The organism is Polaromonas sp. P1_F4, from assembly GCF_056405675.1.
Genome location: NZ_JBFUBP010000001.1, coordinates 409,135 through 432,830, shown reverse-complemented (window position 1 = coordinate 432,830; position 23,696 = coordinate 409,135). Strand labels below are relative to the sequence as shown.

Genomic DNA, 23,696 nt, shown 5'->3' with positions numbered 1-23,696 from the left:
CCGCATGACGCCTGAGCAATATGTCCAGCAAAAAGCCGCCGCATCCGGCAGCAGTTTCTATTACGCCTTCCTGTTTTTACCCAAGGAACGACGCGCCGCCATCACCGCGTTCTACGCCTTTTGCCGCGAGATCGACGACGTGGTCGACGAAATCACCGACCCCGGCGTAGCGCGTACCAAGCTCGCCTGGTGGCAAGGCGAGGTGCTCAATGCCTATGCCGGCAACCCGACGCATCCGGTGATGAAAGCGCTGATGCCGCACGCCCCAACCTACCGCATTGAAGCGCGCCACCTGCAGGCTGTCATCGACGGCTGCCAGATGGACCTGGAGCAAAACCGCTACCTGGACTTTCCCGGCCTGCGGCAGTATTGCCACCTGGTTGCCGGCATCGTGGGCGAAGTGGCGGCGCGCATCTTCGGCCAGACCGACGAAGCGACCACCGCCTACGCGCACAAGCTCGGCCTGGCATTCCAGCTCACCAATATCATCCGGGACGTCGGCGAAGACGCGATGCGCGGCCGCATCTACCTGCCCGTCAACGAGCTGCAGCAATTTGACGTAAAGGCGCATGAGGTCCTCAAGCGCCAGTACTCCGACCGCTTCAGCGCGCTGATGAAATTCCAGACCGACCGCGCGCTGGCACTTTACGACGAAGCGCTGGCCATGCTGCCCGAAGCCGACCGCCGCGCCCAGAAACCCGGCCTCATGATGGCCAGCATTTACCGCACGCTGCTGCGGGAAATCGCCGCCGACGGCTACCAGGTGCTGCACCAGCGCGTCAGCCTCACACCGCTGCGCAAATTCTGGCTGGCGTGGAAGACCCAGGCCTTCGGCAAAATCCAATGAGCCCCCACGCTCCCCACTTCGTGTGGTTCGCTACCCCCCGCGGGGGCGCTGCGCCTGCGGCCTGGCAAAGCCAGTTCCGCGGCCCCGGCTGGTATGGAACTCACACGATCACCTGCACGCAACCGTGCCCATCATGAGAGTCGCCGTGATCGGCGCCGGCTGGGCCGGATGCGCTGCGGCTGTCGAGGCCACGCGGCTGGGTTACCAGGTCACGTTGTTTGAGGCCACCCGCGTCGCCGGCGGACGTGCGCGCCGCGTGGGCGGCACGTTGGCAGGCGAGCCGGTGGTGCTCGACAACGGCCAGCACATCCTGATTGGCGCTTATGCCGAAACGCTGCGCCTGATGAAGGAGGTGGGTGTCGACGCAGCCGCTTCCTTGCTGCGGCTGCCGCTGACGCTGCGGTTTCCGGACGGCAGCGGCCTGAAGCTTCCGCAACTGCCGGCCCCACTCGATGCGCTGGCCGGCATCGTCCTGGCGCGCGGCTGGTCCTGGGCCGACAAACTCTCGATGTTCAAGGTCGCCGTCGGCTGGCAGCTCGCTAAATTCAAGTGCGATCCCGGCGTGTCCGTGGCCGACCTGTGCCGCGGCCTGTCACCCGGTGCCATGGCCTCATTGATCGAGCCCCTCTGCGTCTCGGCGCTGAACACGCCCGCTGAACGCGCCAGCGGCCAGGTTTTCCTGCGCGTGATGCACGACTCGCTGTTTTCGGAAAGCGGCGGCTCCAACCTCTTGCTGCCGCGCGCCGACCTCAGCGCGCTGCTGCCCGACGCCGCCCTGCGCTGGCTGGCGGCCCAGGGCAGCATCGTGCGGCTGGGCGCCCGCGTGCAATCCATTGCGCCTCTTGGTTCGAGCTGGGTGGTCAGTACCGACATCAGCGCAGCCTTCGACTGCGTGGTGCTGGCCTGCCCGCCCCATGAAGCGGCGCGGCTTGTGGAAGGCAGCGGCCTGCAACCCGGCGACTGGCTGGCGCAGGTGAAAGGCCTTCAACACGAAGCGCTGACCACGGTCTACGCCTGGGCGGCAGGCGTTCGCCTTCAGCAGCCCATGCTGGCCTTACCCGCTGATGCGACCGCACCCGCGCAATTTGTGTTCGACCGTGGGCAACTGGGCGGGCCCACCGGCCTGCTGGCTTTTGTGATCAGCGCCAGCACAGGCGATGGCGCGACGCTGGCTGCACAGGTGCTGGCGCAGGCGGCACAGCAGCTGGGCCTGGACACCTTGCAGGTGGTGCAAACCATCGTGGAAAAGCGCGCGACTTTTGCCTGCACGCCGGGCCTGCTGCGCCCGGCAATCGACGTAGCACCAGGTCTTTATGCCTGTGGCGACTACATCGCCGGGCCGTATCCAGCCACACTGGAAGGCGCCGTGCGCTCGGGGCTGGAAGCGGCGCAGCGCCTGCATTGATCTGTCCCGGCACATCCGCGGTTCGCGGTCATTGCAGTCACGCCACCCGTATTGCTATCAATTAAATAGCTGCTTGCGCACAGCCATAATTGGTTTCAGGCACTTTTCGCCATCAATCTCACCGCACGGTACGCCGGACGCGCAAGACAGCGCTTGAGCCACTCGTCCACTGCCGGGCATTGCGCCATCAGACTGGCAGCACCCTGAATCCACGCCAGCACGGAAGCCACGCAGATATCGGCCGCCGTAAAGCGTTCACCCGCCAGGTAGCTGCGCGACTGCAAATGCTGTTCGAGCACCCGCAGCGGGCCCAGCAGATGCCGCTCGGCATCCTCGGCCAACTGGGGCTTGCGGCGCTCTGCCGGCATCATGATGCGATGCATCAGGAACGCCAGGGCGTCTTTTTCGCACTCGGTCACCACCCAGAAGCTCCAGCGCAGGATGTCTGCCTGCTCCGCGGGGTTCTGCGCAGCAAGGCCTGGCGCATTGGTTTTTTTGAATCGCTCGGCCAGGTAAAGCACGCAGGCCATGGACTCCCAGACCAGGACCCCATCGTCATCCACCACGGGGATCCGGCCGTTCGGGTTGATGGCGAGAAACTCCGGCGTGCGCGTGGCGCCACCCACATACGGCAGCGCAATGTGCTCATAGGCCAGGCCCATTTCCTGTGCCGTCCACAGGGGACGCGCTGCGCGCGAAGCGGCTGTGCCGTAGATTTTGAGTGTCATCGCAAGCGCCCTCTTGAAAGTCAACCGTTCACTGCGGGAACAAATCGCACAGCTCGGTCAGCGTGGTCACCGTTTCGTGCGGCACCGCGGGGTGTGCCCACATCTGGTCGGAGCGATTCACCCACACCGTCTGCATGCCGCAATTAAGCGCGCCCAGCACGTCCAGCGTGGCGTCGTCACCCACATGCAATACTTCTTGGGGCTGCACCTCCACCGCCCCAGCTGCCGCATGAAAAATGCGCGGGTCGGGCTTGCCCACACCGAACTGCTGGGCGCTGATGGCCGCCCTGAAATACCGGCCTATACCGATTCGTTCAACGTCCGCGTTGCCGTTGGAAACCGCCACCAGCGGGTAACGCCCGGACAGGAATTCCAGCGCCAGCACCGCGTCTTCAAACAAGGTGACCCTGTTGCGCTCTTCAAAGAAGACGTTGAACGCGGCTTCCGCCAGCAACGGGTCTTCGCCGGAGCGGTACAGCGCCACCCGTATCGCCTCCCGGCGTATTGCGCTCAGGTTGTATTTGAGCTCCGGGCGCGAGCGTGTGACGTGCTCCCGGATCTCATGGCGCGCCGCCGGATTGGAAAACAACGCCGCGGTCATCGGTGCATGCTGGCTGAGCCAGTCGTCCAGTGCTTTCTCGGCCCTTTCAATGGCAGGCCAGATGGGCCACAGGGTGTCATCGAGGTCAAGTGTGATGGCTTTTATGGTGGACAGGTCAAGCATAGGCAGCGTCAATGGGATAGGCGAGAATAACCCATGTCTTTTCGCTCGCGCATCCTCACACCTTTCAACCCCGAGCCCCCCTTCACGCACGGTGCAGCGCCGGCCACGCCCACGGCCTGCGGCACGGCTGTCCTGCTCTGCAACCTGGGTACGCCCGATGAGGCGACGGCACCGGCATTGCGCCGCTACCTCGCGGAGTTTTTAAGCGACCCGCGCGTGGTTGAGATCCCCAGAGCGCTCTGGTGGCTGATCCTGCACGGAATCATCCTGCGCGTGCGGCCCAAAAAGTCTGCGGCCAAGTACGCCAGCATCTGGATGAAGGAAGGCTCGCCGCTGCGGGTGTGGACGCAAAAGCAGGCTGTCATGCTGCGCGGTTACCTGGCAGTGCGCGGACTGCCCGTCGAGGTGCGTTACGCCATGCGTTACGGCCATCCATCCATCGCCTCGCAGCTTGACCAGCTCAAGGCCGACGGCGTCACGCGCGTTCTCATCCTGCCGGCCTATCCGCAATACAGCGGCACCACCACGGCCAGCGTTTTTGATGCGGTCTACGCCTGGGCCGCGCGCATACGCCGCATCCCCGAGTTCCGCTTTGTCAACCACTACCACGATCATCCGGGCTATATCAGCGCGCTGGCGGCACGCGTGCGCGAACACTGGCGCACTGCCGGCCGCGGCGAACAGCTGGTCATGAGCTTTCACGGGGTGCCCGAACGCACGTTGAAGCTGGGCGACCCGTATCACTGTGAATGCCATAAAACCGCCCGGCTGCTGGCCACCAAACTGAGCCTGCAGCCTGCGCAGTACAAGGTGACCTTCCAGTCGCGCTTTGGCAAGGCCAAATGGCTTGAGCCGTATACCGAGCCCACACTGGTGGCCCTGGCAAAGGCAGGTATCGGGCGGGTCGATGTGATCTGCCCCGGCTTTACCGGCGACTGCCTCGAAACGCTGGAGGAAATCAACATGGAAGCCCGCGAGGCTTTCCTGCATGCGGGCGGCAAGGAATTCAACTACATCCCTTGCCTGAACGACAGCCATGAATGGATTGCGGGGCTTGCCGAGCTGGCGCAGCAGCATCTTTCAGGCTGGCCGGCGGCCGGTGCAGACACCGCGGAATTGGCCAGCACACGCCAGCGCGCGCGGGCCCTGGGCGCCACCCAATAAGCCATATTCCTTGCGGTGGCTATCAAGCCTTGAGCTTGAGCAGCTGCATCATCAGCTGTGTGGTCTTGGTATCAAAGTCGATAAAGTTGGTGAGGTCAGCCCCGGACAGCCAGGACTGCTCCCAGTAACTTTCCTTGAGCGTTTTTTTCCACAGCTCATAGGCCAGCGACGCCTTGACGCCTTCAACCATCTCCGACTGGCGCGCGGGCGTGACGCCCTGACCGGTGAAGACAGCCCGCCAGTTCGCCATGTCCAGATCCAGCCCCTGCTCCCGCACGGACCGCACACCGTAGCTTGTTTTCTTGGATGACACACCCACGGCGCGCAGCTTGCCGCTGGTCAGTTCTGCGCTGAAAGTTCCGTATCCGGAAACGCCGGCCACCGCCTTGCCAGTCAATACCGCATCCACCAATTCAAAATTGCGGGCAAAGGGCAGGTACACCGGATCTTCAGGGCGGCTACCGGCCGACTTGGCCAGCAGGCCGGCGAACACGTGGTCCGCACCTCCAACAGAACCAATCGCCATGGGCGTCAACCTGGGGCTGGTGCGCAGGCGCTCAGCCAGTTCGTTGACGGTCTTGATGGGCGAGTTGCCGGCGACCACCACCACCAGGTAGTCGCTGGTCAGGCGGGCCACCGGGCGGAGCCGGGTCAGGTCCACGGCTGGTTTTTGCAAAGCCACTGCGCCGACCAGGTTGCTGTCGCCCATGAAAAGCGCATTGGGATCGGAGCCGTACTTGCCGGCATACCAGGCCAGCCCTGTGGTGCCGCCGTGCCCCTCCTTGTTTTCGTATTCAATCTCGTCGCTCAGGCCCAGGCCGACCAGGGCATCGCCGAGGGCACGGCCCGCTTCGTCCAGCGTGCTGCGCGAGGCGGCTGGTATGACGATGCGCAATCTGGGCGCAAGCTTGCCCTTCACGGCAGCCTGTGCCCACAAGGGTGCAGGGACAACGCCGGCGGCAGCTGCGCCCAGGCACGTGAGCCCCCCGAGAAAAATACGTCGTCGAACAGTCGGCATGAGATTCTCCAGCGGTGTGGCATGTATCAGGCAGCAGGCCGGCATGCGCCGGTTCCCCCAACAGGTACAGCACTTTCCATGCCATCCATCAGATGGACGTCGGAGAAAAAAGGGGTGACCCACGCGGTCGCCCCTTTCGAAAACCCTGCCGCAGAGCGTCAGGCTTTGAGCTTGAGCAGGTGCACCATAACTCGCGAGGTCGTCAGGTCAAAGTCAATGAAGCTGGCAAAACCGGGCCCCGAGAGCAGCGAAGAGTCCCAGTGGTTCTGCTTCAGTGTTTTTTGCCAGGACTCATACCCTGCGGCGGCTTTCACCGCTTCGACCATTTCGGCCTGGCGGGCGGGTGCCACGTTTTGGCCGGTAAACACGCCACGCCAGTTGGCCATGTCCACATCGAGCCCCTGCTCGCGAATCGAGGGAATGCCAAAAACCGTGCGCTTGGACGACACGCCAATGGCACGCAATTTCCCGCTTGCGAGTTCGTCGCTGAACTCGCTATAGCCCGATATGCCGGCCACTGCCTTGCCACCCAGCACGGCCTGCACCACCTCGGCACCGCCGGCGAAAGGCAAATACACCAGTTCTTCCGGTTTGCTTTGCGAGGCTCGGGTCAGCACCCCTGCAAACACATGGTCCACACCACCGGCCGACCCGCCGGCGATCGGCACGTCTTTGGGGTTAGTGCGCAGCCGGCTGGCAAGATCGGCAACGGTACGGATCGGCGAACTGGCAGCTACCACCACCACAAGGTAGTCGCTGGTCAGGCGGGCTATCGGTTGGATGCGAGTCATGTCGACCGCGGGTTTTTGCAAGGCAACCGCACCCACCATGACCATACCGCCCATCAACAGGGTGTTGGGATCGTTGCCGTACTTCTCGGCGTAGTAAGCCAAGCCGATGGTGCCGCCCTTCCCACCCTTGTTTTCGTATTCGATCTCGTCAGCGGCGCCGACACCCAGCAAGGCCGTACCCAGCGCACGGCCGGTCTGGTCCCAGCCCCCGCCGGCGTTGGCCGGTATCACGATGCGCAGTTTCGAAGTTAGTTTGGCGGCCTTGCCTTTTGGAGAAGCGACAGCTGCCGGTGCCTTGGCGGATTGCGCCAATGCGGGGAATGTACTGCCCAATGTGGTCAGGCCCAACCCGGCGAGCCCACCCAGTGCGGTGCGTCGTTTGATGTTCAGCATGTCGTCTCCTTTGTAGTAAATATCAACCTGCAGGTTTTTTCGCTTTCCAGAATTTAGCCATACGCGGAAGCACCAGCGCCGCAACCACAATCACGACCAGCGTGATCGACATGGGGCGCTGGAAAAACACGGCGGGGCTGCCCTCGCCAATCGACATGGCATTGCGCAATTGAGCCTCAGCGAGCGGGCCAAGGATCATGCCCACCACCACAGGGGCAGTCGGAAAGTCAAAGCGGCGCATCAGGACACCGAGCAGGCCGATGGCGTACAGCAAAAAGAGGTCGAAGGCACTTTGCCGCATGCCGTATGCGCCCACCGTCGCAAAAATCAGGATGCCTGCGTACAACTGCGGTTTGGGAATTTTCAGCAGCTTGACCCACAGGCCCACCATGGGCAGATTCAACACCAGCAGCATCACGTTGCCGATGTAAAGCGAAGCGATCAGTGCCCACACCAGGGCCGCTGACGTGGTGAACAGTTGCGGGCCGGGCTGTATGCCATAGTTCTGAAACGCACCCAGCAAGATGGCGGTGGTGTTCGAGGTCGGGATGCCCAATGTGAGCAGCGGGATCAGCGCAGCCGTCACGGTCGCATTGTTGGCAGCCTCGGGGCCGGCCACGCCTTCGATGGCGCCCTTGGTGCCGAACTCCGCACTGTGCGGCTGGTTTTGGGCCAGCTTCTTTTCCGTTGCATAACTCAGGAAAGTAGGGATCTCGGTGCCACCCGCCGGGATGCACCCGAAGGGCGTGCCGATGGCCGTACCACGCAACCAGGCGGGGATCGACCGCTTCCAGTCCGCCTTGGTCATGTGCACGCGGCTGAGCTTGTTCTGCTCTTCCACCATGCGGCCTTCATACAGCACCGCATAGAGCACTTCGGCAACCGCAAAGAGGCCCACCGCCACCAGCACGATTTCAATGCCGTCCAGCAGCTCCGGGATGCCGCCGGTATAGCGGCCCTGGCCGGATATCTGGTCGAGTCCCACGCAGCCGGCGGCCAGGCCGACCAGCAGCGCTGTCATGCCGCGCAAGGTGCTTTTGCCGAGCACCGCACTCACCGTGGTGAAGGCCAGCAGCATCAAGAGGAAGTATTCCGGCGGACCCAGCTTGACTGCGAACTCGGCCACAAAAGGCGCAAACAGCGTGACGATGACGGTGGCAATCGTGCCCGCCACAAACGAGCCGATAGCAGCTGTGGCCAGTGCCGCGCCCGCGCGCCCGCTCTTGGCCATCTTGTTGCCCTCCATGGCGGTGACCATGCTGGCGGTTTCGCCGGGCGTGTTCAGCAGGATGGACGTGGTCGAGCCGCCGTACATCGCGCCGTAGTAAATCCCCGAGAAAAAAATCATCGAAGCGGTGATGTCGACCTTGGCGGTGATGGGCAGCAGCATGGCCACTGCCACCGCAGGGCCGATGCCGGGCAAAACACCCACGGCCGTGCCAAGGGCGCAACCCACCAGGCACCAGAGCAAATTCACCGGCGTGATCGCTGTCGCGAAACCCGCCATCAGGGCATTGAAGATATCCATCAGATCCACCCCGTGCTGGTCAGGCCTGGCAAATTAATCGCCAGGAATTTCGTGAACATCCAGAACACCGGCGCAGAAATCGCGAAACCCACCCCAAAATCGGTGACCCAGGTCAGCGGCGCATTGACGCTTGCCTGGCCACCCGCACGGCGCAGGCCTTGCACAGCCAGCAAATAACACAGCGTGCAGCTCAGGATAAAACCGATGGTGGTGATGAGGGCGGCATTAAGCAACAAGCCCGCCGAGACCCATACAAAACCCGGCCAGCAGGCCTGTGCCGCACCGGAAGGCAGGTCCATGTCCCGGAAGCCGCCACTCTGCGCTTCCCAGATGATGAAGGCGCCACAAATGGCGAGGCCCACCGACACCACCCAGGGCAGGAAATTGGGGCCTACACCGCCATAACCTGCCTCGGAAGAAATGCTGATCGCACCAAAGGCCAGCGCCAGGCCGGTCAGCAGCACACCGGCACCGACCAGAGTTTGCGGCCAGACGGCCGAGGGATCTGAAGTTGTCATCGTTATAGTTCCCGAAAGGCGGGGAAGGTTGGCCAGACATGAGCAGTCTGGGGGCACGCGGGCATTTCGTCAAATCTTCATCAGATTCGACGGGGCCGCGCGCCGCTGATACGCGAAAACGTGGGAGACGTAACGCTGAGGATCAGACCATGCCGGACTTGACCATCGTGGCGCGCAGCGCCGCAAAGTCGTCGTCCACAAACTTGGCAAATGCCTCGCCTGTCAGGACTGCGGGAGTCCAGTCGTTCTTCTTGACGGCCTCAGCCCAGGCGGGCGACTTGAGCGCGGCCAGCACCATGTCGGTCAGGGCCTTGCGCTGCGCGTCCGTGATGCCGGGCGCGCCATAGACGCCGCGCCAGTTGCCGATTTCGACGTCAATGCCCTGCTCCTTGAGTGTCGGCACATCCACACCGGGCAGGCGCTTGCCCGAGGTCACCGCAATGGCCTTCATCTTGCCGGCCTTGATGTACTCGGCAAATTCGCTGTAGCCGCTGCCGCCCACCGTGACGTTGCCGCCCAGGATGGCTGCCGTGGCTTCACCACCGCCGCGGAAAGCCACATAGTTGATCTTCGAGGGATCGGCACCGACCTTCTGCGCGATCATGGCCGCTGCAATGTGCTCGGTAGACCCGCGCGAACCGCCGCCCCACTTCACACTGCCGGGGTCTTTCTTGAGCTGCTCGACCACGTCCTTCATGGACTTGAATGGCGAGTTGGCGGGCAGCACAAACACGTTGTATTCGCTGGACAGGCGTGCAATCGGGGTGGCTTGCGACAGGCTGACCGGCGGTTTGCCGGTGATCAGTCCGCCCAGCATGACGGCGCCCATCACCATCAGTGCGTTGGGGTCGCCCTTGGATCCGTTGACGAACTGGGCCAGGCCCAGTGCGCCAGCGGCGCCACCCTTGTTGTCATAGGTCACGGTATCGGCGGCCTTGGAGTCCGTCAGGGCCTTGCCCAGGGCACGGCCCGTGGTGTCCCATCCGCCGCCGGGATTGGCGGGAATCATCATCTTGACGTTGGCGGCGGCAAAAGCCGGCAGGGGCAAGGCGCCTGCAGCCGCCATGGCTGCCAGGGATTTGAGAAAGGTATCGCGACGCATGAATGTCTCCTTGAAAATAGGATTGTGAAATTGTTGAGCTTGCCGGGCTGGCGAAGGCATCCAGCCGATCACGGGCTTATCATGCGCTTCGTTTCTGTCAAACGGCTGTCCGGAAGCATTGGGGAAAGTGCTAATGTCTAGGGCCTGTTAACACTATGTTTGCAAGATGCGTTGCGAGTCAAAAAGGCCTTGAGCAAGGCGCAAAACGCAGACGGGGTGAACCCCGTCAAGGCTTTGCAACGCCGCGCAAGGCCTTTTTGATCGCAACCCGGAGGGAATGGGGTGAGAAAGGCGCCACTCGGCGTTGCGCTCCTAGCCCAGACGAAGGTCTGGGCGTCGTCACGCGCCTTGATTGGCGGCTTTCTCACCCCATTCGCATTTGCAAACATAGTGTTAACAGGCCCTAACATGTTGCCCCCCATGAAATTGTTACTGATCGAAGACGATGCCTCGATGCAGGCCGCGCTGCAGCGGACACTGGGCCGCCGCGGCATGGAGGTTTTCAGCTGCACCGACGGGCGCCTGGCGCTGGCGCAATGGACGGACACCCAGCCCGATGTGGTGGTGCTGGACCTCAGCCTTCCCGGCCTGGACGGCTTGCAGGTGCTCGAACAGGCGCGTCTCAAGGGCCTTGCCACACCGGTGCTGATCCTGACCGCTCGCGGCACGGTAGGCGACCGCATCATGGGGCTGAATACCGGGGCCGACGACTACCTGCCCAAACCTTTCGACCTGGACGAACTGGAAGCACGTCTGCGCGCCCTGAGCCGCCGGCGCGCGGCAACCGCTCTTCCCGCGGAAAACGACGCCGGCGCACAGATCGTGGGCGAGTTGCGCTATGAAAAAGACAGCGGGGCCATCTACCACCGCGACCAGGTGCTGGAGCTGACTCCCCGCGAACTGGCACTGCTGCAGGCCCTGATCGCCAAACCCGGCCATGCAGTGTCAAAAGAGCGCTTGTTCGAGCTGGTGTTTCCCGGCGAGGCGGACGTGCAATACGAGGCGGTGGAAGTGGTGGTGTACCGCCTGCGCAAGAAACTGGCGCAAACCGGCGTCACGCTGGTCACGCTGCGCGGCCTGGGCTATTTGCTGAAAGTGGATGCATGAGCTCCCCACAGCCGCGACAGGACGTTCAGGCAGTTCCCCCCGCAGCACCCGAAACAAAACCCGGCGCAAGCGCCATCTCCCTGCGCAGATACCTGCTCATCGGCATTCTTTTGCCGGTGGGCCTGCTGGTAGTGGCCAACACCTTCAGCCTGTACCAGCAGGCATTGGGCGCGGTGAACACGGCTTATGACCGTACGCTGCTGGCTTCTGCCAAATCCATCGGCGAGCAGCTCGATGTTACGGGCTACGACGAGCAGTCCGAGCTGCGCGTCACAGTGCCCTACGCGGCGCTGGAAGCTTTTGAAGCTGACAACCAGAGCCGGCTTTTTTACCGGGTCTCCAGCCTCGGCGGCAGCATGGTGTCTGGTTTTTCGGAGTTGCCGTTCTGGCACGGGCGCATCCCGGCACGGCCCCCCTATTCGGCGCTGGTGGATTTTTATGATGACGTCTTCATGGGCGACGATGTGCGGGTCGCGGTTCTGCTCCAGCCTGTGTCCAGCGCAAAAGGCCGCGCCATGGCGGTAATCCAGGTAGCAGAAACCCTGGAACTGCGCAAAACACTGGCCCGCAAAATCCTGTTCGACACACTATGGCGCCAGGCCCTGCTGCTGGCGGTGATCGCCCTGGTGGCGGTCGTCGTGGTGCAGCGTGCCACCCGGCCCGTACGGCGCCTCAGCGCCGAGCTGCAGGCCCGTCCCGAAGGCGACCTGACGGCAATTACCGCGCCCGATGCGCCCCGCGAACTTCTGCCGCTGGTGGATGCCACCAACGAGGTTATGGGCCGGCTGCAGCACCTGCTGGACAACCAGAAGCGCTTTGTCCGGGATGCGGCCCACCAGCTGCGCACACCGCTGGCGGTGCTCAAGGTACAGGTGCAATCCGCACTGCGCGGCGACATGGATGCCCGTGACGCGCTGGCGGAAATCAACCAGACGGTGGACCGCGCCACCGTCCTGGCCAACCAGATGCTGGCGCTGGCCAAGGTGGAGCAATTGCGCCAGCAGGCTGACCTGCAGGCCATCGACCTGGCGCAGGTGGTGCGCTCTGTGGCGCTGGACCTCTCGCCCCTGATTGCCGAGAAGGACATCGATTTCGAGATAGAAACCGTGCCGGCGCGCGTCACATCGCATGAATGGATGCTGGGCGAACTCACGCGCAACCTGCTGCACAACGCCATCAAGCACACGCCGGCTGGCGGCACGCTGGTGGTGCGCATCGTGTGCGACGCCCGCGTTGTCGCCATGACCATCAGCGACAGCGGGCCGGGGGTGTCGGCGGAGTTGTCGGCGCGGCTCTACCAACCCTTTTCCGCAGGCAACGTGCGCCACGGCTCCGGCCTGGGCCTGGCCATTTGCCGCGAGATCACCGAAACCATGCATGGCAGCATTTCGCTGGAAAACCGCGTCGTGCACGGCCGTGTGACGGGCCTGGACGCCACGGTACGCCTGCCCACGACGTGAGACCCTGTTCACGATCCAAACGCGGCGCCATCCTACACAGCGCCCCATGCCTTGGTACAGAATAGCGCCCAATGGACAAATTGCGAATCGACAAGTGGCTGTGGGCCGCCCGCTTTTACAAGACCCGTTCCCTGGCCGTGGAAGAAATTGACAAAGGCCGCGTACGCGTCAACGGCATCGAAGTCAAGCCCGCGCGTGAAGTCAAACCAGGTGACACCGTGACGCTGCGGCAAGGCCCCTACACCCGTACCCTGATGGTGCGCGGCATCAGCAAGCAGCGGGGCGCGGCCCCGGTGGCCCAGCAGCTCTACGAAGAAACCGAAGAAAGCCTGCGCCTAAAAGCCGAGGCCGCCGAGCAGCGCCGGGTGGCAGCCGATCCGGCCGGCAGCCAGGAACATGGACGCCCCACCAAACGCGACCGGCGCACGCTCGACAAGGCTTGGGACAACCGCTGGAGCGCATCAGCCGATTGAGGGACTGGGGAGTCACCCCGTTTTCGCTATCATTTTTGTAGCTACTCGCGCCCATTCCCATTGGGTCAGAGGCCTATTTTATTCAAAAATTGGCTGTTTTGAGCCATGCAGGATGGTGATGGACGCTCAGGCATACGCTCGCTGCGCCAGCGCCCGCGCCAGCAGGGCCGCCGGGTCCACCAGCTCAAGTGAATCCATGCCAGGCACCGCGCTGAGTGCCAGCGGAATCTCGGTGCAGCCCAGAACCAGCACTGAAAGGCCGTGCCGCCCGGCAAGCGCGCTGGCCACGCCCGCAAAACACTCACGCGCCAAAGCCATGTTGCCGGCTTTCACGCCCTCATAGATGCCGCGCATCAGGCGCTCGCGCTCTTCAACGGAAGGAATGTGGCATTGCAGCCCCGCCTGGCGCAAGGCCTGGTCGTAGAGGCCCGCCCGGTACGTACCGTCGGTCGCCAGCAAACCTACTTGCCCCACCCCGCGGCCAGCCAGGTTTTGCGCGACCTCACGCGCCACGTGCAGCACTTCAAGCTGGGGAAAGCGCTCCTGCAATTCGGCGTGCCACGCATGGGCCGTGTTGCACGCCACCGCGACGGTGGTGGCACCTAATGCGGCGAGTTTCCCCATTGCTTGCAACATGGGATCCAGGGGCTGATGGCCGCCCGGCCCCGGTGAACCCAGCGCGTTGCTGCGGTCCGGCACCGGTACCTGCGCCAGCCAGTGCTCGGGAAATGCCTGGTCAGACACGGGAATCTGCAGCGACCGCATGTGATCCGCGCAGGCCTGGACAAACATCCGCGCAAAGTCCGCGCCGGCCGCCGGGCCCATGCCGCCCAGAATGCCGACCACACGCGCTCTGTGCAGGACCTGTCTTTCAGTGCCGCTCATGGCTCAAACTCCAAAACAAAATTCAAGGCGCGCACCCACCCACTGGTGCCAAAGGCTCCGGCTTGGGGATTTCTGGGGGAAAAGAAGCTGCGGACCCGATCGGGCGCGGCAGCTGTGAAAGCAGGACGGGGGAGCGGCGCGCAGGCGCTCCCCGTCTGGTGCTTACATGGCCGGCTTGTCGCTCAGCGCCTTGAGGTTGGCCTTCAGCTCTTCGCTCATCGGCAGGTTCAGGTTCACGCCCTTTGGCGGGATGGGTGAGGTGAACCACTTGGCGTACATCTTGGCAAAGTCGCCGGACTTGATCAGGCGGATGATCGTGCCGTCCACCAGCTTCTTGAACTCAGGGTCGTCCTTGCGCAGCATGCAGGCATAGGGCTCCACCTGCAGCGAATCACCCACGACTTCCAGCGACGCCGGATTCTTGGAGTTGGCCATCAGGCCGAACAGCAGGATGTCGTCCATGGCGAAGGCCAGGGCGCGGTCATTTTCAACCAGCAGCAGCGAATCGTCATGGTCCTTGCCCAGGATGAGCTGCATGTCGAGCTTTTTGTCGGCGCTGTACTTGCGGATCACCTGCGCGTTGGTGGTGCCGGTCGTGCTGGCCACCGTCTTTTTGGCCAGGTCGGCGTAGTTCTTGATGCCGGATGACTTTTTGACCAGCAGGCGGGTGCCGGTATAGAAGTGATTGATGGCAAATGCCACATCCTTGCCGCGTGCAGTGTTGTTGGTGGTTGAGCCGCACTCGAGGTCGTAGGTGCCGTTGACCAGCAAGGGGATGCGGTTTTGCGAAGTCACGGGCATGTAGGCGACTTCGAGATTCGGCTTTTTCACCTTCTTGCGAATGTCGTCAATGATGGCTTCTGTCAGTTCTGCCGAAAAACCCACCGAGGTTTTGGACCCAATCAGGTAGCTGAAAGGCACCGAAGCTTCGCGATAGGACACGGTGATCTTGTTGCTGTCGGCGATCTTTTTCAGCGTCGGCACCGTTTGCGCGCCGGCGGTGGTGGCCAGGCCGGCTGTCAGCAGCACGGCGGTCATGAGGATAGTGAATTTCATGCTTGTCCTTTCGGGGGGCGGTGGGTTGGTAGTTTCGGGAAACTGGCATCGCTAGTGTAGGAACAGCAGCGCGTTGCGTGTCATTCATTTTCGCGGCAAACCCATGACCAAAACTCATGGTTTACCCAGAATCCCTTCTGCCCCCTTCGCAGGAGGGCATAACCACACGTCATAACCCTCGCGCATTCAGCATTGTTCAAATCTGCACCCACTGCGTAAAGTGGCGCTCTTTCAGGGAACAAAGAGGCTTCTATGCATGTGTGTGTGCTCGGTGCAGGAATCGTGGGACTGGCAACCGCCTACAGCTTGCGGCGGGCCGGCCACGAGGTGACAGTGGTGGACCGCGCCAGCCCCGGCAGCGGTGCCAGCGGCGGCAACGGCGCACAACTGAGCTACTCCTACGTGCAGCCGCTGGCAGATCCCGCCATCTGGCGGCAGCTTCCCAAGCTGCTGCTGTCGCCCTCCTCCCCGTTAAAGCTGCGGCCTCGCCTGGATGTGCGCCAGTGGTTGTGGGGTGCGCAGTTTCTGGCGGCCTGCAACGGCAAGACCTCACGCAACACCACCAGCCATTTGCTGTCGCTGGCGGCGCTCAGCCGCCAGTCTTTCGACGCGATGATGGCCGAAGAAAAACTGGATTGCGACTTCTCGGCCACGGGCAAGCTGGTGCTGTACGCCGGCGATGCTGCGTTCGCTGCAGCGCGCCGGCAGATGTTGCTGCAACGTGAACTGGGCAGCAGCCAGGAGGCCGTCAGCGCCGACCGCTGCGTGGAGATCGAGCCCGCGCTGAAAAACCGCCACGGGCACATCGCCGGCGCCATTTACACGCCGGGCGAGTGTGCTGCCGACTGCCAGAAAACCTGCGATGGCCTGTTCACCGTGCTGCGCCGCGAAGGCGTGCGCTTCCTGTTGGACACGCCCGTGGAACAGCTCGTGGTGCGCGGCAACCTGGTTGCAGCTGTCGCGACGCCGCAAGGCCATCTCGAAGCCGACCGTTATGTGATGGCGATGGGCGCCGGGTCTGCGCGCATGGCGCGCACCTTGGGTGTGCACCTTCCGGTGTACCCGCTGAAGGGTTACAGCATCACGGTGGACGTCGCACCTGGTGATCGCGCAGCACCACAGGTGAGCGTGACCGACAGCGCCCGCAAGGTGGTGTTCGCGCGCATCGGTTCGCGCCTGCGCGTGGCAGGCATGGCCGAGCTTTCGGGTTACGACACCGCCGTCGACCCGGCACAGATTGCTTCGCTGAAAGCGTCGACCCAAACGGTTTTTCCCGGTTGCAGCAGCTTTGAGACCCTCAGCCCCTGGGCCGGCATGCGCCCCGCCACGCCCACCGGTTTGCCGGTCATTGGCACGCACGCGAAAGGCCCGGCCAACCTGTTGTTCAACACCGGCCATGGCGCCCTGGGCTTCACCCTGGCGTTCGGCTCTGCGCAGCGCATCAGCCGCATGCTGGAGCGCTGACCTTCAGGCCTTGCGCGACGCAGGCGCTGAAGCGCGCTGCGTCAGGGCTTGCTGGAAGCATTTCACAAAAGACCGCACGATGACCGAGCCAGGCTTGCCTGCGGGCAACAGCGCATTGATGGGCACCGGGATCAAGGGTTCCAGTTCCAGCAGGTCCACACGCGTCAGGTCGGCGGACGCCGCTGTGCACGTGTCAATCACCGCAATGCCCAGCCCGTGGTGAGCCAGCGCCAGCGCGGAATGGTAGGTCTGCACGGTGATATGGAATTCGAGGCCCACCCCCGCCTCGCGGCAGGCCTGGTTGAGGCTGCGGCCCACCGGGTCCATCACATCAAGCCCGACGACCGGTACCTTGGTGAGGTCCTCAAGCGTGACACTGCCACGCTTGACGAGGCGCGCAGGCAGCATGCCCTTGGGCGCAACACACACCATGCGGCCGTCGGCCAGGTGTTCCTGTGCCAGCGCCGAATGCGCTGCCGGGCTGAAAAGGAAACCAACATCCCCCTCCTGCAGCGCCAGCGCAGAAATAATTTGCGGCGAATGCAACGCCCGCACGGTAATCGCCACGTCAGCATGCTTGATCCGAAAGAGCTTGATCGCGTGGGGCAGGATTTCGTAGCTGAGTGCCAGCACCGTCAGGATGCGGAGTTCCCTGGCGCTTTCGCCAGTCTTCAAGTTGGCCGCGAGGCGCTGCACTTCATCGAGCTGGGCAAACAGCCGCTCGATGTGCGGGTACAGCGTCAACGCTTCGGAGGTCGGCGTCAGCCGTCCCTTGCTGCGCTGGAAGAGGGCAAAACCCAGCTGCAACTCGGCATGCTGCAGGATGCGGCTGACAGCGGGCTGGGTGACATTGATCAGGCGGGCCGCCCCGCTGACGCTACCGGTGAGCATGACCGCGTTGAAAACTTCGATGTGGCGCAGGCGCATGGGTGGTTCCGTGGTGCGTGTTCAGGCGGGATGGTGCAGGCTCAGCACAGCAATTATCGTGCGCAGCATGTGCGGGTGATCCAGTCACGGAAAACGCCCATGGCCCCCGTCACGCGCCGGGATTTGAGCCGGGTCAGCCAGTAACTGCCGTTTTCAATTTCCAGTGGAAACGGCCTTGCCAGTCGCCCTTCGCGCAGCTCTCGCGCAAACAGGTTCACCGGGAGCAAGGCAACGCCAGCGCCCTGCACGGCAGCTTCCGCCATGGTCAGGGACGAATCAAACACCGCCCCCCTGACCACTGGGCAGTCCACACCGGCCAGGGCAAACCAGCTCACCCATTCATCGGACCGGTAAGAGCGCAGCAGCACCTCACCAGCCAGGTCAGCAGGTTCTCGCAGGCGGGAAGCCGTTGCAGGTGAGCAGACGGGCGACAGCGGCGAGGGAAAAAGCAGGTCGGCTTCGGTGCCGTGCCATGCGCCGTCGCCAAAGCGTATGGCGTAGTCCAGGCCCTCACCGGCCAAGTCCACGCGGTTGTTGTTGGTGAACAACCGGAAATCAACGAAAGGGTGGGCCTGCTGGAACGCCGCCAAACGGGGGATCAGCCAGCCCACGGCAAAAGTACCGACAGCCCCGACGCTCAGCACTTCCCGAAAACGGCCATCGCGGAATTGCTCCAGCAACGCGCCGATGCGGCCGAACGATTCCGACAGGGCAGGCAGTAACGCCAGGCCTTCATCCGTCAGGGCCAGGCCGCGCGGAAGCCGCCGAAACAGCGGAACGCCCATGCGCTCTTCCAGGTTTTTAACGTGCTGGCTGATCGCGGTTTGCGTGACGTTCAGCTCGTCGGCCGCCCGCGTAAAGCTCAGGTGGCGCGCGGACACCTCAAAGGCGCGCAAAGCATTCAGGGGAAGGTGCATGGTTCAAGCCCAAGATTTACTTATGAGTTCCCTTGATTATTGCCGTTTGCCGGAATTGCAGCCCTTCAATATCGTTACCGTTTTCATACCAACCCAAGAGTAAAAATGATGCAGAGACGACAATTTACCGGCGCACTGGGAAGCTTCATGGCGGCGGGCTCGGTTTCAGCTCACGCCCAGAATTTATGGGGCATGAGCGGCGCACCGCAAGCCGCTGATTCAAGTTCGGTCATCGGGCGGCTCAAAGCCCTTGAGCGGGAAAGCGGCGGCCGGCTCGGTGTTGCCATCCTCAACACCGGTACCGGCGTGCAGCATGGACACCGCACTGCGGAACGCTTCCCCATGTGCAGCACCTTCAAGCTGCTGGCCGCTGCGCTGGTGCTGCACCGGGTAGACATCGGAAAGGAACGGCTGGACCGCCTGCTGCCTGTTGACGGCGCGGCACTGGTTTCCCATTCACCGGTCACCGGGCCAAGAGCCGGTGGCAGCATGTCGCTCGCGGAGTTGTGCGAAGCCACTATCACCGTCAGCGACAACACGGCCGCCAACCTGATGCTGGCCAGCTTCGGCGGGCCCAAGGGCCTGACCGACTACGCGCGCTCGCTCGGTGACCGCATGACACGACTGGATCGCATTGAAACCGCGCTGAATGAAGCCACGCCCGGCGATCCACGCGACACCACCACGCCGGCCGCCATGCTGGGCACCGTGCAAAAAATCGTGCTGGGCAATGCGCTGTCAGACACCTCGCGCCAGCAGATGCGCCAGTGGCTGATCACCAGCAAGACATCCGACCGGCGATTGCGCGCCCTGCTGCCGAGGGACTGCCTGGTTGGCGACAAGACGGGTACAGGCGCCCATGGCACCACCAACGACATCGGCGTTTTGTGGCCTGCGGGATGCGCGCCTGTGGTGATCACAGTGTATTTGACCGGGAGCCCAAAGCCCCTGGAGGAACGCGAGGCCATCGTGGCAAAGGCCGGTCAATTGGCGGCTTCTTTGGCCACGCCAGCTTGAGAACACGAGACAACATAGTTGGCCGCTCCGGGCGACTTTTTTGCGTTGCGGGGAAACACATTCTCAAACGGCAACGCTGTCACCAAGGTAAAGAGGTCGGGCATGAGAGCCTGCAGTCTATTGCCGGGGTTTGGCGCTTAACAAAAACGTTGGTTCCGACGAATTTTCTATTGCAATTGATGAAATTATTGAAAACGAAATGCCGTATTAACTAGAGATTGGTTACAACAGAGATAGAAAAATGTAATACTAAAGATCGATAATCAGGAGATTCCTAGAAGAGTTCACATACAACATGAAAATAAACCCGCAGGTAGTGATCGATGAACTTATCGACCACCTCACTGCCCTCGTTCTTCACACGCCTGAGATTGAAAAATTACGGCAGCGAAGAAAAGAGGGCAGGTCCAGCCGGGCTGGTTATCAACTCCTTGGGGCGCTTCCCGACGGTCCCGAAAAGCTCGACTTCATCTGCGAAATCACACTGCAGACGGAGAAGCAGCGCAGTTCATTCCTTGTAAAAGTACTCGGCCAGGCAAGCCATGACGGTTCGCACTGGAAAATCACTGAAATCTATGACGTGGAAGTCGAGCTGGCGGACAGCAGTCCTCCCGTGCCGTAGCAAAGAAAAATGGACGGCCATATTTGCGTGGTCGTTGATTGATTTTCATGCCCGTGCCGGTATCTGACCTGGAAAAGCTTGAGTCCAAGAGCGTGGCAAGGTAACAGCGCGACGGACGCTTCGCGTTGAAAGCAAGGTTACCCATTCTTGAAACAATCGCAGAAATCCGGCGCAAAAAAACCGACTCTGCCCCATGCGGGAGAGAGTCGGTAGTCTTGGCGGAAACGGACGGTTTTGAGCCAGCCAGAAACACAAAAGCCACCCGAAGGCGGCTCTGTGTCTTGGCGGAAACGAAGGGATTCGATCCCTCGATGCGCAACTTACTGCAGACCCCATCAGACGCGACACCTAATCGGAACCGGCAATAGCCGGTTTTTTCATGCCGCCTCAGACGGTTTCAGAGCCGCAGCGGGGAAAGACGCATACATGGGGGCCTCAGTCCACGACGGAAACCAAGCACAGTACAACTGTCCCATGGAATCTTCCAGAAGCACAGTCATCTCCGGCCCGCCACTTTTCAACTTCACCAAACTACCAGCTTGAAAATTTGCCATAAATCCTCCACTCGCCAACATTGGCATTGGAGATGTTAAGACGCCGCCAGCAACACATCGTCTGATTAACCCGTGCCTTGCGTGGTAACTATTACCGAAGCAAGGAACCTTACTCCGTCCTCTCGTCTTTGAGTAGCTCGGGGTCTAATAGCGCTGTCTCCAATACAGATCGGCCCATTCTTAGCTGCTCAGCTCRAGTAGCGGTGCTAATGTCTGGGAACAAATGGTTTGTCGCTAACAGGACTCGATCCCTATGGAGCGCGTCAATTTTTCCATCATTTGTTGCGAGATACCAAACTTGAAATGTTTGGAGCTGGATCGGAGATTTTTTAAATAGTCTGATGTAGTCTTCAACGGCCAAAAACATCACGGCTTCAACTGCCTTGGGGTCAAATTCAGCAAGGACTGCGCTCGGATCACGGTCCGCATGTTTAAAGAAGTTCCTGTAGGGAACATTGATGTAGTTCACCTTCAGATCCCTACCTACAGGAATATTCGCTCGTGTTTGGTTGGAGAAACTTGTAACGCCCGCTTCATTGCAGAGAACGTCAATGACTTCCCAGGCATTTGTCGCAAGTGAGTGTATTGAGACGAGGTCTTTATCGTCAAAAAATAAGCTAATTGCGGTAGTCAACTGGCGCCTAGCCACGTCACGTTTTGTGAGATTTGTTTCCATCGGACCTCCAACAATATGGGTATTTGTTACCGGGGTAGTTTTTTTGACAGTTAGCAAAACGAACTCATGCGGCGCCATCCCGCGGCACTTAGAAGCTATACAACATCCGCCCGAACCGCCGTCCACGCCCAAGTGCTGGTTTTGTGGTGGCGATAATTTTTGAGCATAAAGGTGATGCGCATCTTTCCGCCCAGATCTGGGACGTCAACCTCCACCGCTCTCTCGGGCTTGAACGCCTCATTTGCCGTCGGTGCTGGCAAGCTCAAAGAGCCTGCAGCAATGATGCCCCCTGGCACGTAGAGCAAGTAGCCGTTTTGCGGAGACCGTGTCAGTGTCCTTAGGCGTTCATATGCCGGAAGTGTCGTAGCATTCATACTGTACAAGCATACAGTGTTTCTGATACGATTTCCACATGGAAACGTTATTACCTACCCAATGGATTGCGCAATTTGCCGACCGCCTACATGAGCGTTGGAAGACTATCGACCAGGCCGTGCTGGAAGAGGTCGCCATGGACCTCTGGAAGCGCACTGAGTACCGTGTGCTGTCGCCGCATGAGGCCGCGGATGTATGGTTGAACCCGATAGCACCTGTCGAGCCTCGGGACGCAACCCAAGGCTAGTTGGGCTTAGCTATTTCAAACTTGAGTGCCCCGGTTTTTTGACGCGATACAGGGCGCGCTTTACCGCAGAGTCAGATACTCCGTACCGCTTTGCCAATCCCGCAATGGTGTACTGCCCCGTTTGGTAAAGCCGGACCACTTCAATCTCGTCATCGGGCGGCAGGGACCGAGGACGACCCGGAAGGACACCACGGTCACGCGCCGCACGCTGTCCCGCAATGGAGCGCTCACGGATGATGCCTCGCTCCAGCTCAGCGACGGCACCCAGAATCTGAATGACAAACGACCCCATAGCGGTAGTCGTATCTAACGGCTCAGTCAGGCTTTTCACAAGGGCTCCAGCGGCCCTTATATCCGCCAAGATGGAAAGCAGGTCAGGCAATGAACGTGCTACCCGATCAAGCTTATAGATTACGAATACGTCACCTGGGCGCAGTGCCGCCAGACAGCGACGCAACTGAGGCCGTGTTCCCACAGAGCTAGCCTTCTCCTCAAAAATCTGCGTCACACCAGCGCGCTTAAGCGCATCAAGTTGCAGGTCGGTCTCTTGATCCTTTGTCGAGACACGCGCATATCCAATCAGCATTTAATATTTCCCCCTGTTGTTGAGAGAAAAATCTAAATAGGAATTGGCTCTGTGTACAAGAGCCAAAAATCACCAAAACGCCCGAGGCGGTGATTCACGATCCTGTGACCGTCGGGGATACCGGTAGCAAGGCATAGGTCCATCACTTGATACAGCGGCACGTTATCGGGAATTACGACCGTAACTGGCTTGTCGCCATCGAGGTGCTGAGATGAACCCCACATGTTGCGGCCTGACATGCCTTCACCGTGATCCTTGGTGAGGTACTTCGAGACATACGCCGCAATCTGCGCGAGGCTCTGCTTTTTAGTCCACTTGGCCGGCGTTCCAACCTTGGTTTTGTTGTGACCATCGACATTAACTGTGCCGTTCGGCTTACCTTCAAACTCCCCGACCACGCGTAGCCACATTTGCCGCACGAATGCATAGGAGCGCACAGGATGGCCGCCAACACGGATGTAAGGGGGTAGCTTGTCTATCGCGGCATGCCAGTGCCACGCACCCCTGTCCTGCTCTTCGAAAGCCCACACGGCGCGGAAATTCCTGATGTACTTCGACATGAGCCGGGACCACGCTTTAAAGTCTTTGTGCACCCTATCGAAGTCAGTCATGTTTTCTTTGTACGTGCCGGTGAGCATCTGCGACAAGTCATGGCTTTTGATGCGGTGGCGGCACTTGGTTTTTGCCCTGGAGCGTTCACGGGAACGATTCGCCACCCGGGCACGCTCTTTACGTTCCTCATCGAGAACGGTGCCGGACTGGTCAACCTCGTACACCACACACGAAGGGTCATCAATGTCCACCATGGGCACATAGATTTTCCGGGGATACACGATGGTTTCGGTCTGGCCGGTCGCCGCTGAGCTCCATGTGCGAACCTTCCAGCCGAATTGCTCGACCTTGCACCAATACCCTTTGTGATTTACGATACTTTCCATCGGCAAGCCTCATTTCTTTTTGCTGATCTGGCCCGGACTGTTGACGCAGTGCCGGGCTTTTTTATTTCCGAGAGAACCCTTGGTTCACTTATCCCTAATAGATAAATTAAGCGGCGCTGCGCGCCGCTCGGTGCGCCTGCGGCTTGCCCCTTCGCGGCCTGGCCCAGCGCTGGC

The 23,696-nt window shown here is 61.4% G+C and carries 25 protein-coding genes; 10 read left to right on the top strand and 15 right to left on the bottom strand.

Annotation, left to right across the window (positions count from 1 at the left end; all coding sequences use genetic code 11):
* The first annotated feature begins 4 nt into the window (after positions 1-4).
* Positions 5-847 (top strand): presqualene diphosphate synthase HpnD, encoded by an 843-nt coding sequence (gene hpnD / locus AC1DYQ_RS02130; RefSeq protein WP_457280292.1) that lies wholly within the window; start codon positions 5-7, stop codon positions 845-847.
* Positions 848-980: 133 nt separating this feature from the next.
* Positions 981-2,252 carry a hydroxysqualene dehydroxylase HpnE gene (gene hpnE / locus AC1DYQ_RS02125; protein ID WP_477685374.1) on the top strand — a complete coding sequence of 424 codons (1,272 nt, stop codon included), beginning with the start codon at positions 981-983 and terminating at the stop codon, positions 2,250-2,252.
* A gap of 95 nt (positions 2,253-2,347) precedes the next feature.
* Here the strand turns inward: hpnE and AC1DYQ_RS02120 are convergent, their stop codons facing one another.
* A complete protein-coding gene (locus tag AC1DYQ_RS02120) occupies positions 2,348-2,980 on the bottom strand; it encodes a glutathione S-transferase family protein (protein WP_477685373.1) in 633 nt (210 codons plus the stop codon).
* Positions 2,981-3,008: 28 nt separating this feature from the next.
* A complete protein-coding gene (locus AC1DYQ_RS02115; RefSeq protein WP_477647662.1) occupies positions 3,009-3,704 on the bottom strand; it encodes an HAD family hydrolase in 696 nt (231 codons plus the stop codon).
* Between the two features lie 33 nt (positions 3,705-3,737).
* Between AC1DYQ_RS02115 and hemH the strand changes: the two genes are divergently transcribed.
* Entirely contained in the window at positions 3,738-4,868 is a 1,131-nt protein-coding gene (gene hemH / locus AC1DYQ_RS02110) for a ferrochelatase (RefSeq protein WP_477685372.1), read from the top strand.
* A gap of 22 nt (positions 4,869-4,890) precedes the next feature.
* Here hemH and AC1DYQ_RS02105 read toward each other — a convergent pair whose 3' ends face one another.
* From AC1DYQ_RS02105 to AC1DYQ_RS02085, 5 genes are all read right to left on the bottom strand, one after another.
* Entirely contained in the window at positions 4,891-5,886 is a 996-nt protein-coding gene (locus AC1DYQ_RS02105; RefSeq protein ID WP_477685371.1) for a tripartite tricarboxylate transporter substrate-binding protein, read from the bottom strand.
* Positions 5,887-6,044: 158 nt separating this feature from the next.
* The gene (locus AC1DYQ_RS02100; RefSeq protein WP_477685370.1) at positions 6,045-7,070 is read right to left on the bottom strand and encodes a Bug family tripartite tricarboxylate transporter substrate binding protein; all 1,026 of its coding nucleotides are present in this window, start codon (positions 7,068-7,070) and stop codon (positions 6,045-6,047) included.
* Positions 7,071-7,092: 22 nt separating this feature from the next.
* Entirely contained in the window at positions 7,093-8,598 is a 1,506-nt protein-coding gene (locus AC1DYQ_RS02095) for a tripartite tricarboxylate transporter permease (protein ID WP_477685369.1), read from the bottom strand.
* Positions 8,598-9,116, bottom strand: coding sequence for a tripartite tricarboxylate transporter TctB family protein (locus AC1DYQ_RS02090; protein WP_477685368.1), 519 nt, complete (start codon positions 9,114-9,116; stop codon positions 8,598-8,600). The genes AC1DYQ_RS02095 and AC1DYQ_RS02090 overlap by 1 nt, the downstream gene beginning before the upstream one ends.
* 142 nt (positions 9,117-9,258) lie before the next feature.
* Complete coding sequence (locus AC1DYQ_RS02085; protein ID WP_457280283.1) at positions 9,259-10,218, bottom strand: Bug family tripartite tricarboxylate transporter substrate binding protein; 960 nt, start codon at positions 10,216-10,218, stop codon at positions 9,259-9,261.
* Positions 10,219-10,626: 408 nt separating this feature from the next.
* Here AC1DYQ_RS02085 and AC1DYQ_RS02080 point away from each other — a divergent pair, with 408 nt between their 5' ends.
* The 3 genes from AC1DYQ_RS02080 (at position 10,627) to AC1DYQ_RS02070 (ending at position 13,258) form a co-directional block, all read left to right on the top strand.
* Entirely contained in the window at positions 10,627-11,325 is a 699-nt protein-coding gene (locus AC1DYQ_RS02080) for a response regulator (protein WP_477685367.1), read from the top strand.
* The gene (locus AC1DYQ_RS02075) at positions 11,322-12,785 is read left to right on the top strand and encodes a sensor histidine kinase (RefSeq protein ID WP_477685366.1); all 1,464 of its coding nucleotides are present in this window, start codon (positions 11,322-11,324) and stop codon (positions 12,783-12,785) included. The genes AC1DYQ_RS02080 and AC1DYQ_RS02075 overlap by 4 nt, the downstream gene beginning before the upstream one ends.
* A 71-nt stretch (positions 12,786-12,856) precedes the next feature.
* Positions 12,857-13,258 carry an RNA-binding S4 domain-containing protein gene (locus AC1DYQ_RS02070; protein ID WP_477685365.1) on the top strand — a complete coding sequence of 134 codons (402 nt, stop codon included), beginning with the start codon at positions 12,857-12,859 and terminating at the stop codon, positions 13,256-13,258.
* Positions 13,259-13,384: 126 nt separating this feature from the next.
* On the opposite strand, the gene AC1DYQ_RS02065 is transcribed toward AC1DYQ_RS02070, so the two are convergent.
* Complete coding sequence (locus AC1DYQ_RS02065; RefSeq protein WP_477685364.1) at positions 13,385-14,143, bottom strand: aspartate/glutamate racemase family protein; 759 nt, start codon at positions 14,141-14,143, stop codon at positions 13,385-13,387.
* Positions 14,144-14,305: 162 nt separating this feature from the next.
* Positions 14,306-15,199, bottom strand: coding sequence for a transporter substrate-binding domain-containing protein (locus tag AC1DYQ_RS02060; protein WP_477685363.1), 894 nt, complete (start codon positions 15,197-15,199; stop codon positions 14,306-14,308).
* A 252-nt stretch (positions 15,200-15,451) separates the two neighbouring features.
* On the opposite strand from AC1DYQ_RS02060, the gene AC1DYQ_RS02055 reads away from it, so the two are divergent.
* A complete protein-coding gene (locus AC1DYQ_RS02055) occupies positions 15,452-16,663 on the top strand; it encodes a D-amino acid dehydrogenase (protein WP_477685362.1) in 1,212 nt (403 codons plus the stop codon).
* 3 nt (positions 16,664-16,666) lie between these two features.
* On the opposite strand, the gene AC1DYQ_RS02050 is transcribed toward AC1DYQ_RS02055, so the two are convergent.
* Together AC1DYQ_RS02050 and AC1DYQ_RS02045 are read right to left on the bottom strand one after the other, a co-directional pair.
* Positions 16,667-17,590: a LysR family transcriptional regulator gene (locus tag AC1DYQ_RS02050; RefSeq protein WP_477685361.1), complete on the bottom strand. Its 924-nt coding sequence runs from the start codon at positions 17,588-17,590 to the stop codon at positions 16,667-16,669.
* Between the two features lie 53 nt (positions 17,591-17,643).
* Positions 17,644-18,507 carry a LysR substrate-binding domain-containing protein gene (locus tag AC1DYQ_RS02045; protein ID WP_477685360.1) on the bottom strand — a complete coding sequence of 288 codons (864 nt, stop codon included), beginning with the start codon at positions 18,505-18,507 and terminating at the stop codon, positions 17,644-17,646.
* A gap of 108 nt (positions 18,508-18,615) precedes the next feature.
* Here AC1DYQ_RS02045 and bla point away from each other — a divergent pair, with 108 nt between their 5' ends.
* Positions 18,616-19,524 carry a class A beta-lactamase gene (bla, locus tag AC1DYQ_RS02040; protein WP_477685359.1) on the top strand — a complete coding sequence of 303 codons (909 nt, stop codon included), beginning with the start codon at positions 18,616-18,618 and terminating at the stop codon, positions 19,522-19,524.
* Positions 19,525-19,819: 295 nt separating this feature from the next.
* Entirely contained in the window at positions 19,820-20,146 is a 327-nt protein-coding gene (locus tag AC1DYQ_RS02035) for a hypothetical protein (RefSeq protein ID WP_477685358.1), read from the top strand.
* 377 nt (positions 20,147-20,523) lie between these two features.
* Here the strand turns inward: AC1DYQ_RS02035 and AC1DYQ_RS02030 are convergent, their stop codons facing one another.
* Entirely contained in the window at positions 20,524-20,700 is a 177-nt protein-coding gene (locus AC1DYQ_RS02030) for a DUF2158 domain-containing protein (RefSeq protein WP_477685357.1), read from the bottom strand.
* A 109-nt stretch (positions 20,701-20,809) separates the two neighbouring features.
* Positions 20,810-21,376 (bottom strand): hypothetical protein, encoded by a 567-nt coding sequence (locus tag AC1DYQ_RS02025; protein WP_477685356.1) that lies wholly within the window; start codon positions 21,374-21,376, stop codon positions 20,810-20,812.
* A 412-nt stretch (positions 21,377-21,788) separates the two neighbouring features.
* Between AC1DYQ_RS02025 and AC1DYQ_RS02020 the strand changes: the two genes are divergently transcribed.
* Positions 21,789-21,998, top strand: a complete 210-nt coding sequence (locus tag AC1DYQ_RS02020) for a hypothetical protein (protein ID WP_477685355.1) — start codon at positions 21,789-21,791, stop codon at positions 21,996-21,998.
* Positions 21,999-22,008: 10 nt separating this feature from the next.
* On the opposite strand, the gene AC1DYQ_RS02015 is transcribed toward AC1DYQ_RS02020, so the two are convergent.
* Together AC1DYQ_RS02015 and AC1DYQ_RS02010 are read right to left on the bottom strand one after the other, a co-directional pair.
* Positions 22,009-22,584: a recombinase family protein gene (locus AC1DYQ_RS02015; RefSeq protein WP_477685354.1), complete on the bottom strand. Its 576-nt coding sequence runs from the start codon at positions 22,582-22,584 to the stop codon at positions 22,009-22,011.
* Positions 22,585-22,616: 32 nt separating this feature from the next.
* Entirely contained in the window at positions 22,617-23,522 is a 906-nt protein-coding gene (locus AC1DYQ_RS02010) for a rolling circle replication-associated protein (protein WP_477685353.1), read from the bottom strand.
* Positions 23,523-23,696: the final 174 nt, after the last annotated feature.

Excerpts from the sequence above, each read along its gene's own strand:
- AC1DYQ_RS02030 (WP_477685357.1), bottom strand. The coding sequence starts at position 20,700 with ATGGCAAATTTTCAAGCTGGTAGTTTGGTGAAGTTGAAAAGTGGCGGG.
- AC1DYQ_RS02095 (WP_477685369.1), bottom strand. The coding sequence starts at position 8,598 with ATGGATATCTTCAATGCCCTGATGGCGGGTTTCGCGACAGCGATCACG.
- AC1DYQ_RS02105 (WP_477685371.1), bottom strand. The coding sequence starts at position 5,886 with ATGCCGACTGTTCGACGACGTATTTTTCTCGGGGGGCTCACGTGCCTG.
- AC1DYQ_RS02060 (WP_477685363.1), bottom strand. The coding sequence starts at position 15,199 with ATGAAATTCACTATCCTCATGACCGCCGTGCTGCTGACAGCCGGCCTG.
- AC1DYQ_RS02085 (WP_457280283.1), bottom strand. The coding sequence starts at position 10,218 with ATGCGTCGCGATACCTTTCTCAAATCCCTGGCAGCCATGGCGGCTGCA.
- AC1DYQ_RS02070 (WP_477685365.1), top strand. The coding sequence starts at position 12,857 with ATGGACAAATTGCGAATCGACAAGTGGCTGTGGGCCGCCCGCTTTTAC.
- AC1DYQ_RS02100 (WP_477685370.1), bottom strand. The coding sequence starts at position 7,070 with ATGCTGAACATCAAACGACGCACCGCACTGGGTGGGCTCGCCGGGTTG.
- AC1DYQ_RS02120 (WP_477685373.1), bottom strand. The coding sequence starts at position 2,980 with ATGACACTCAAAATCTACGGCACAGCCGCTTCGCGCGCAGCGCGTCCC.
- AC1DYQ_RS02115 (WP_477647662.1), bottom strand. The coding sequence starts at position 3,704 with ATGCTTGACCTGTCCACCATAAAAGCCATCACACTTGACCTCGATGAC.
- AC1DYQ_RS02015 (WP_477685354.1), bottom strand. The coding sequence starts at position 22,584 with ATGCTGATTGGATATGCGCGTGTCTCGACAAAGGATCAAGAGACCGAC.
- AC1DYQ_RS02020 (WP_477685355.1), top strand. The coding sequence starts at position 21,789 with ATGGAAACGTTATTACCTACCCAATGGATTGCGCAATTTGCCGACCGC.
- AC1DYQ_RS02055 (WP_477685362.1), top strand. The coding sequence starts at position 15,452 with ATGCATGTGTGTGTGCTCGGTGCAGGAATCGTGGGACTGGCAACCGCC.
- bla (WP_477685359.1), top strand. The coding sequence starts at position 18,616 with ATGCAGAGACGACAATTTACCGGCGCACTGGGAAGCTTCATGGCGGCG.
- AC1DYQ_RS02075 (WP_477685366.1), top strand. The coding sequence starts at position 11,322 with ATGAGCTCCCCACAGCCGCGACAGGACGTTCAGGCAGTTCCCCCCGCA.
- AC1DYQ_RS02010 (WP_477685353.1), bottom strand. The coding sequence starts at position 23,522 with ATGGAAAGTATCGTAAATCACAAAGGGTATTGGTGCAAGGTCGAGCAA.
- AC1DYQ_RS02080 (WP_477685367.1), top strand. The coding sequence starts at position 10,627 with ATGTTGCCCCCCATGAAATTGTTACTGATCGAAGACGATGCCTCGATG.
- hemH (WP_477685372.1), top strand. The coding sequence starts at position 3,738 with ATGTCTTTTCGCTCGCGCATCCTCACACCTTTCAACCCCGAGCCCCCC.
- AC1DYQ_RS02050 (WP_477685361.1), bottom strand. The coding sequence starts at position 17,590 with ATGCGCCTGCGCCACATCGAAGTTTTCAACGCGGTCATGCTCACCGGT.
- hpnD (WP_457280292.1), top strand. The coding sequence starts at position 5 with ATGACGCCTGAGCAATATGTCCAGCAAAAAGCCGCCGCATCCGGCAGC.
- AC1DYQ_RS02035 (WP_477685358.1), top strand. The coding sequence starts at position 19,820 with ATGAAAATAAACCCGCAGGTAGTGATCGATGAACTTATCGACCACCTC.
- AC1DYQ_RS02090 (WP_477685368.1), bottom strand. The coding sequence starts at position 9,116 with ATGACAACTTCAGATCCCTCGGCCGTCTGGCCGCAAACTCTGGTCGGT.
- AC1DYQ_RS02045 (WP_477685360.1), bottom strand. The coding sequence starts at position 18,507 with ATGCACCTTCCCCTGAATGCTTTGCGCGCCTTTGAGGTGTCCGCGCGC.
- hpnE (WP_477685374.1), top strand. The coding sequence starts at position 981 with ATGAGAGTCGCCGTGATCGGCGCCGGCTGGGCCGGATGCGCTGCGGCT.
- AC1DYQ_RS02065 (WP_477685364.1), bottom strand. The coding sequence starts at position 14,143 with ATGAGCGGCACTGAAAGACAGGTCCTGCACAGAGCGCGTGTGGTCGGC.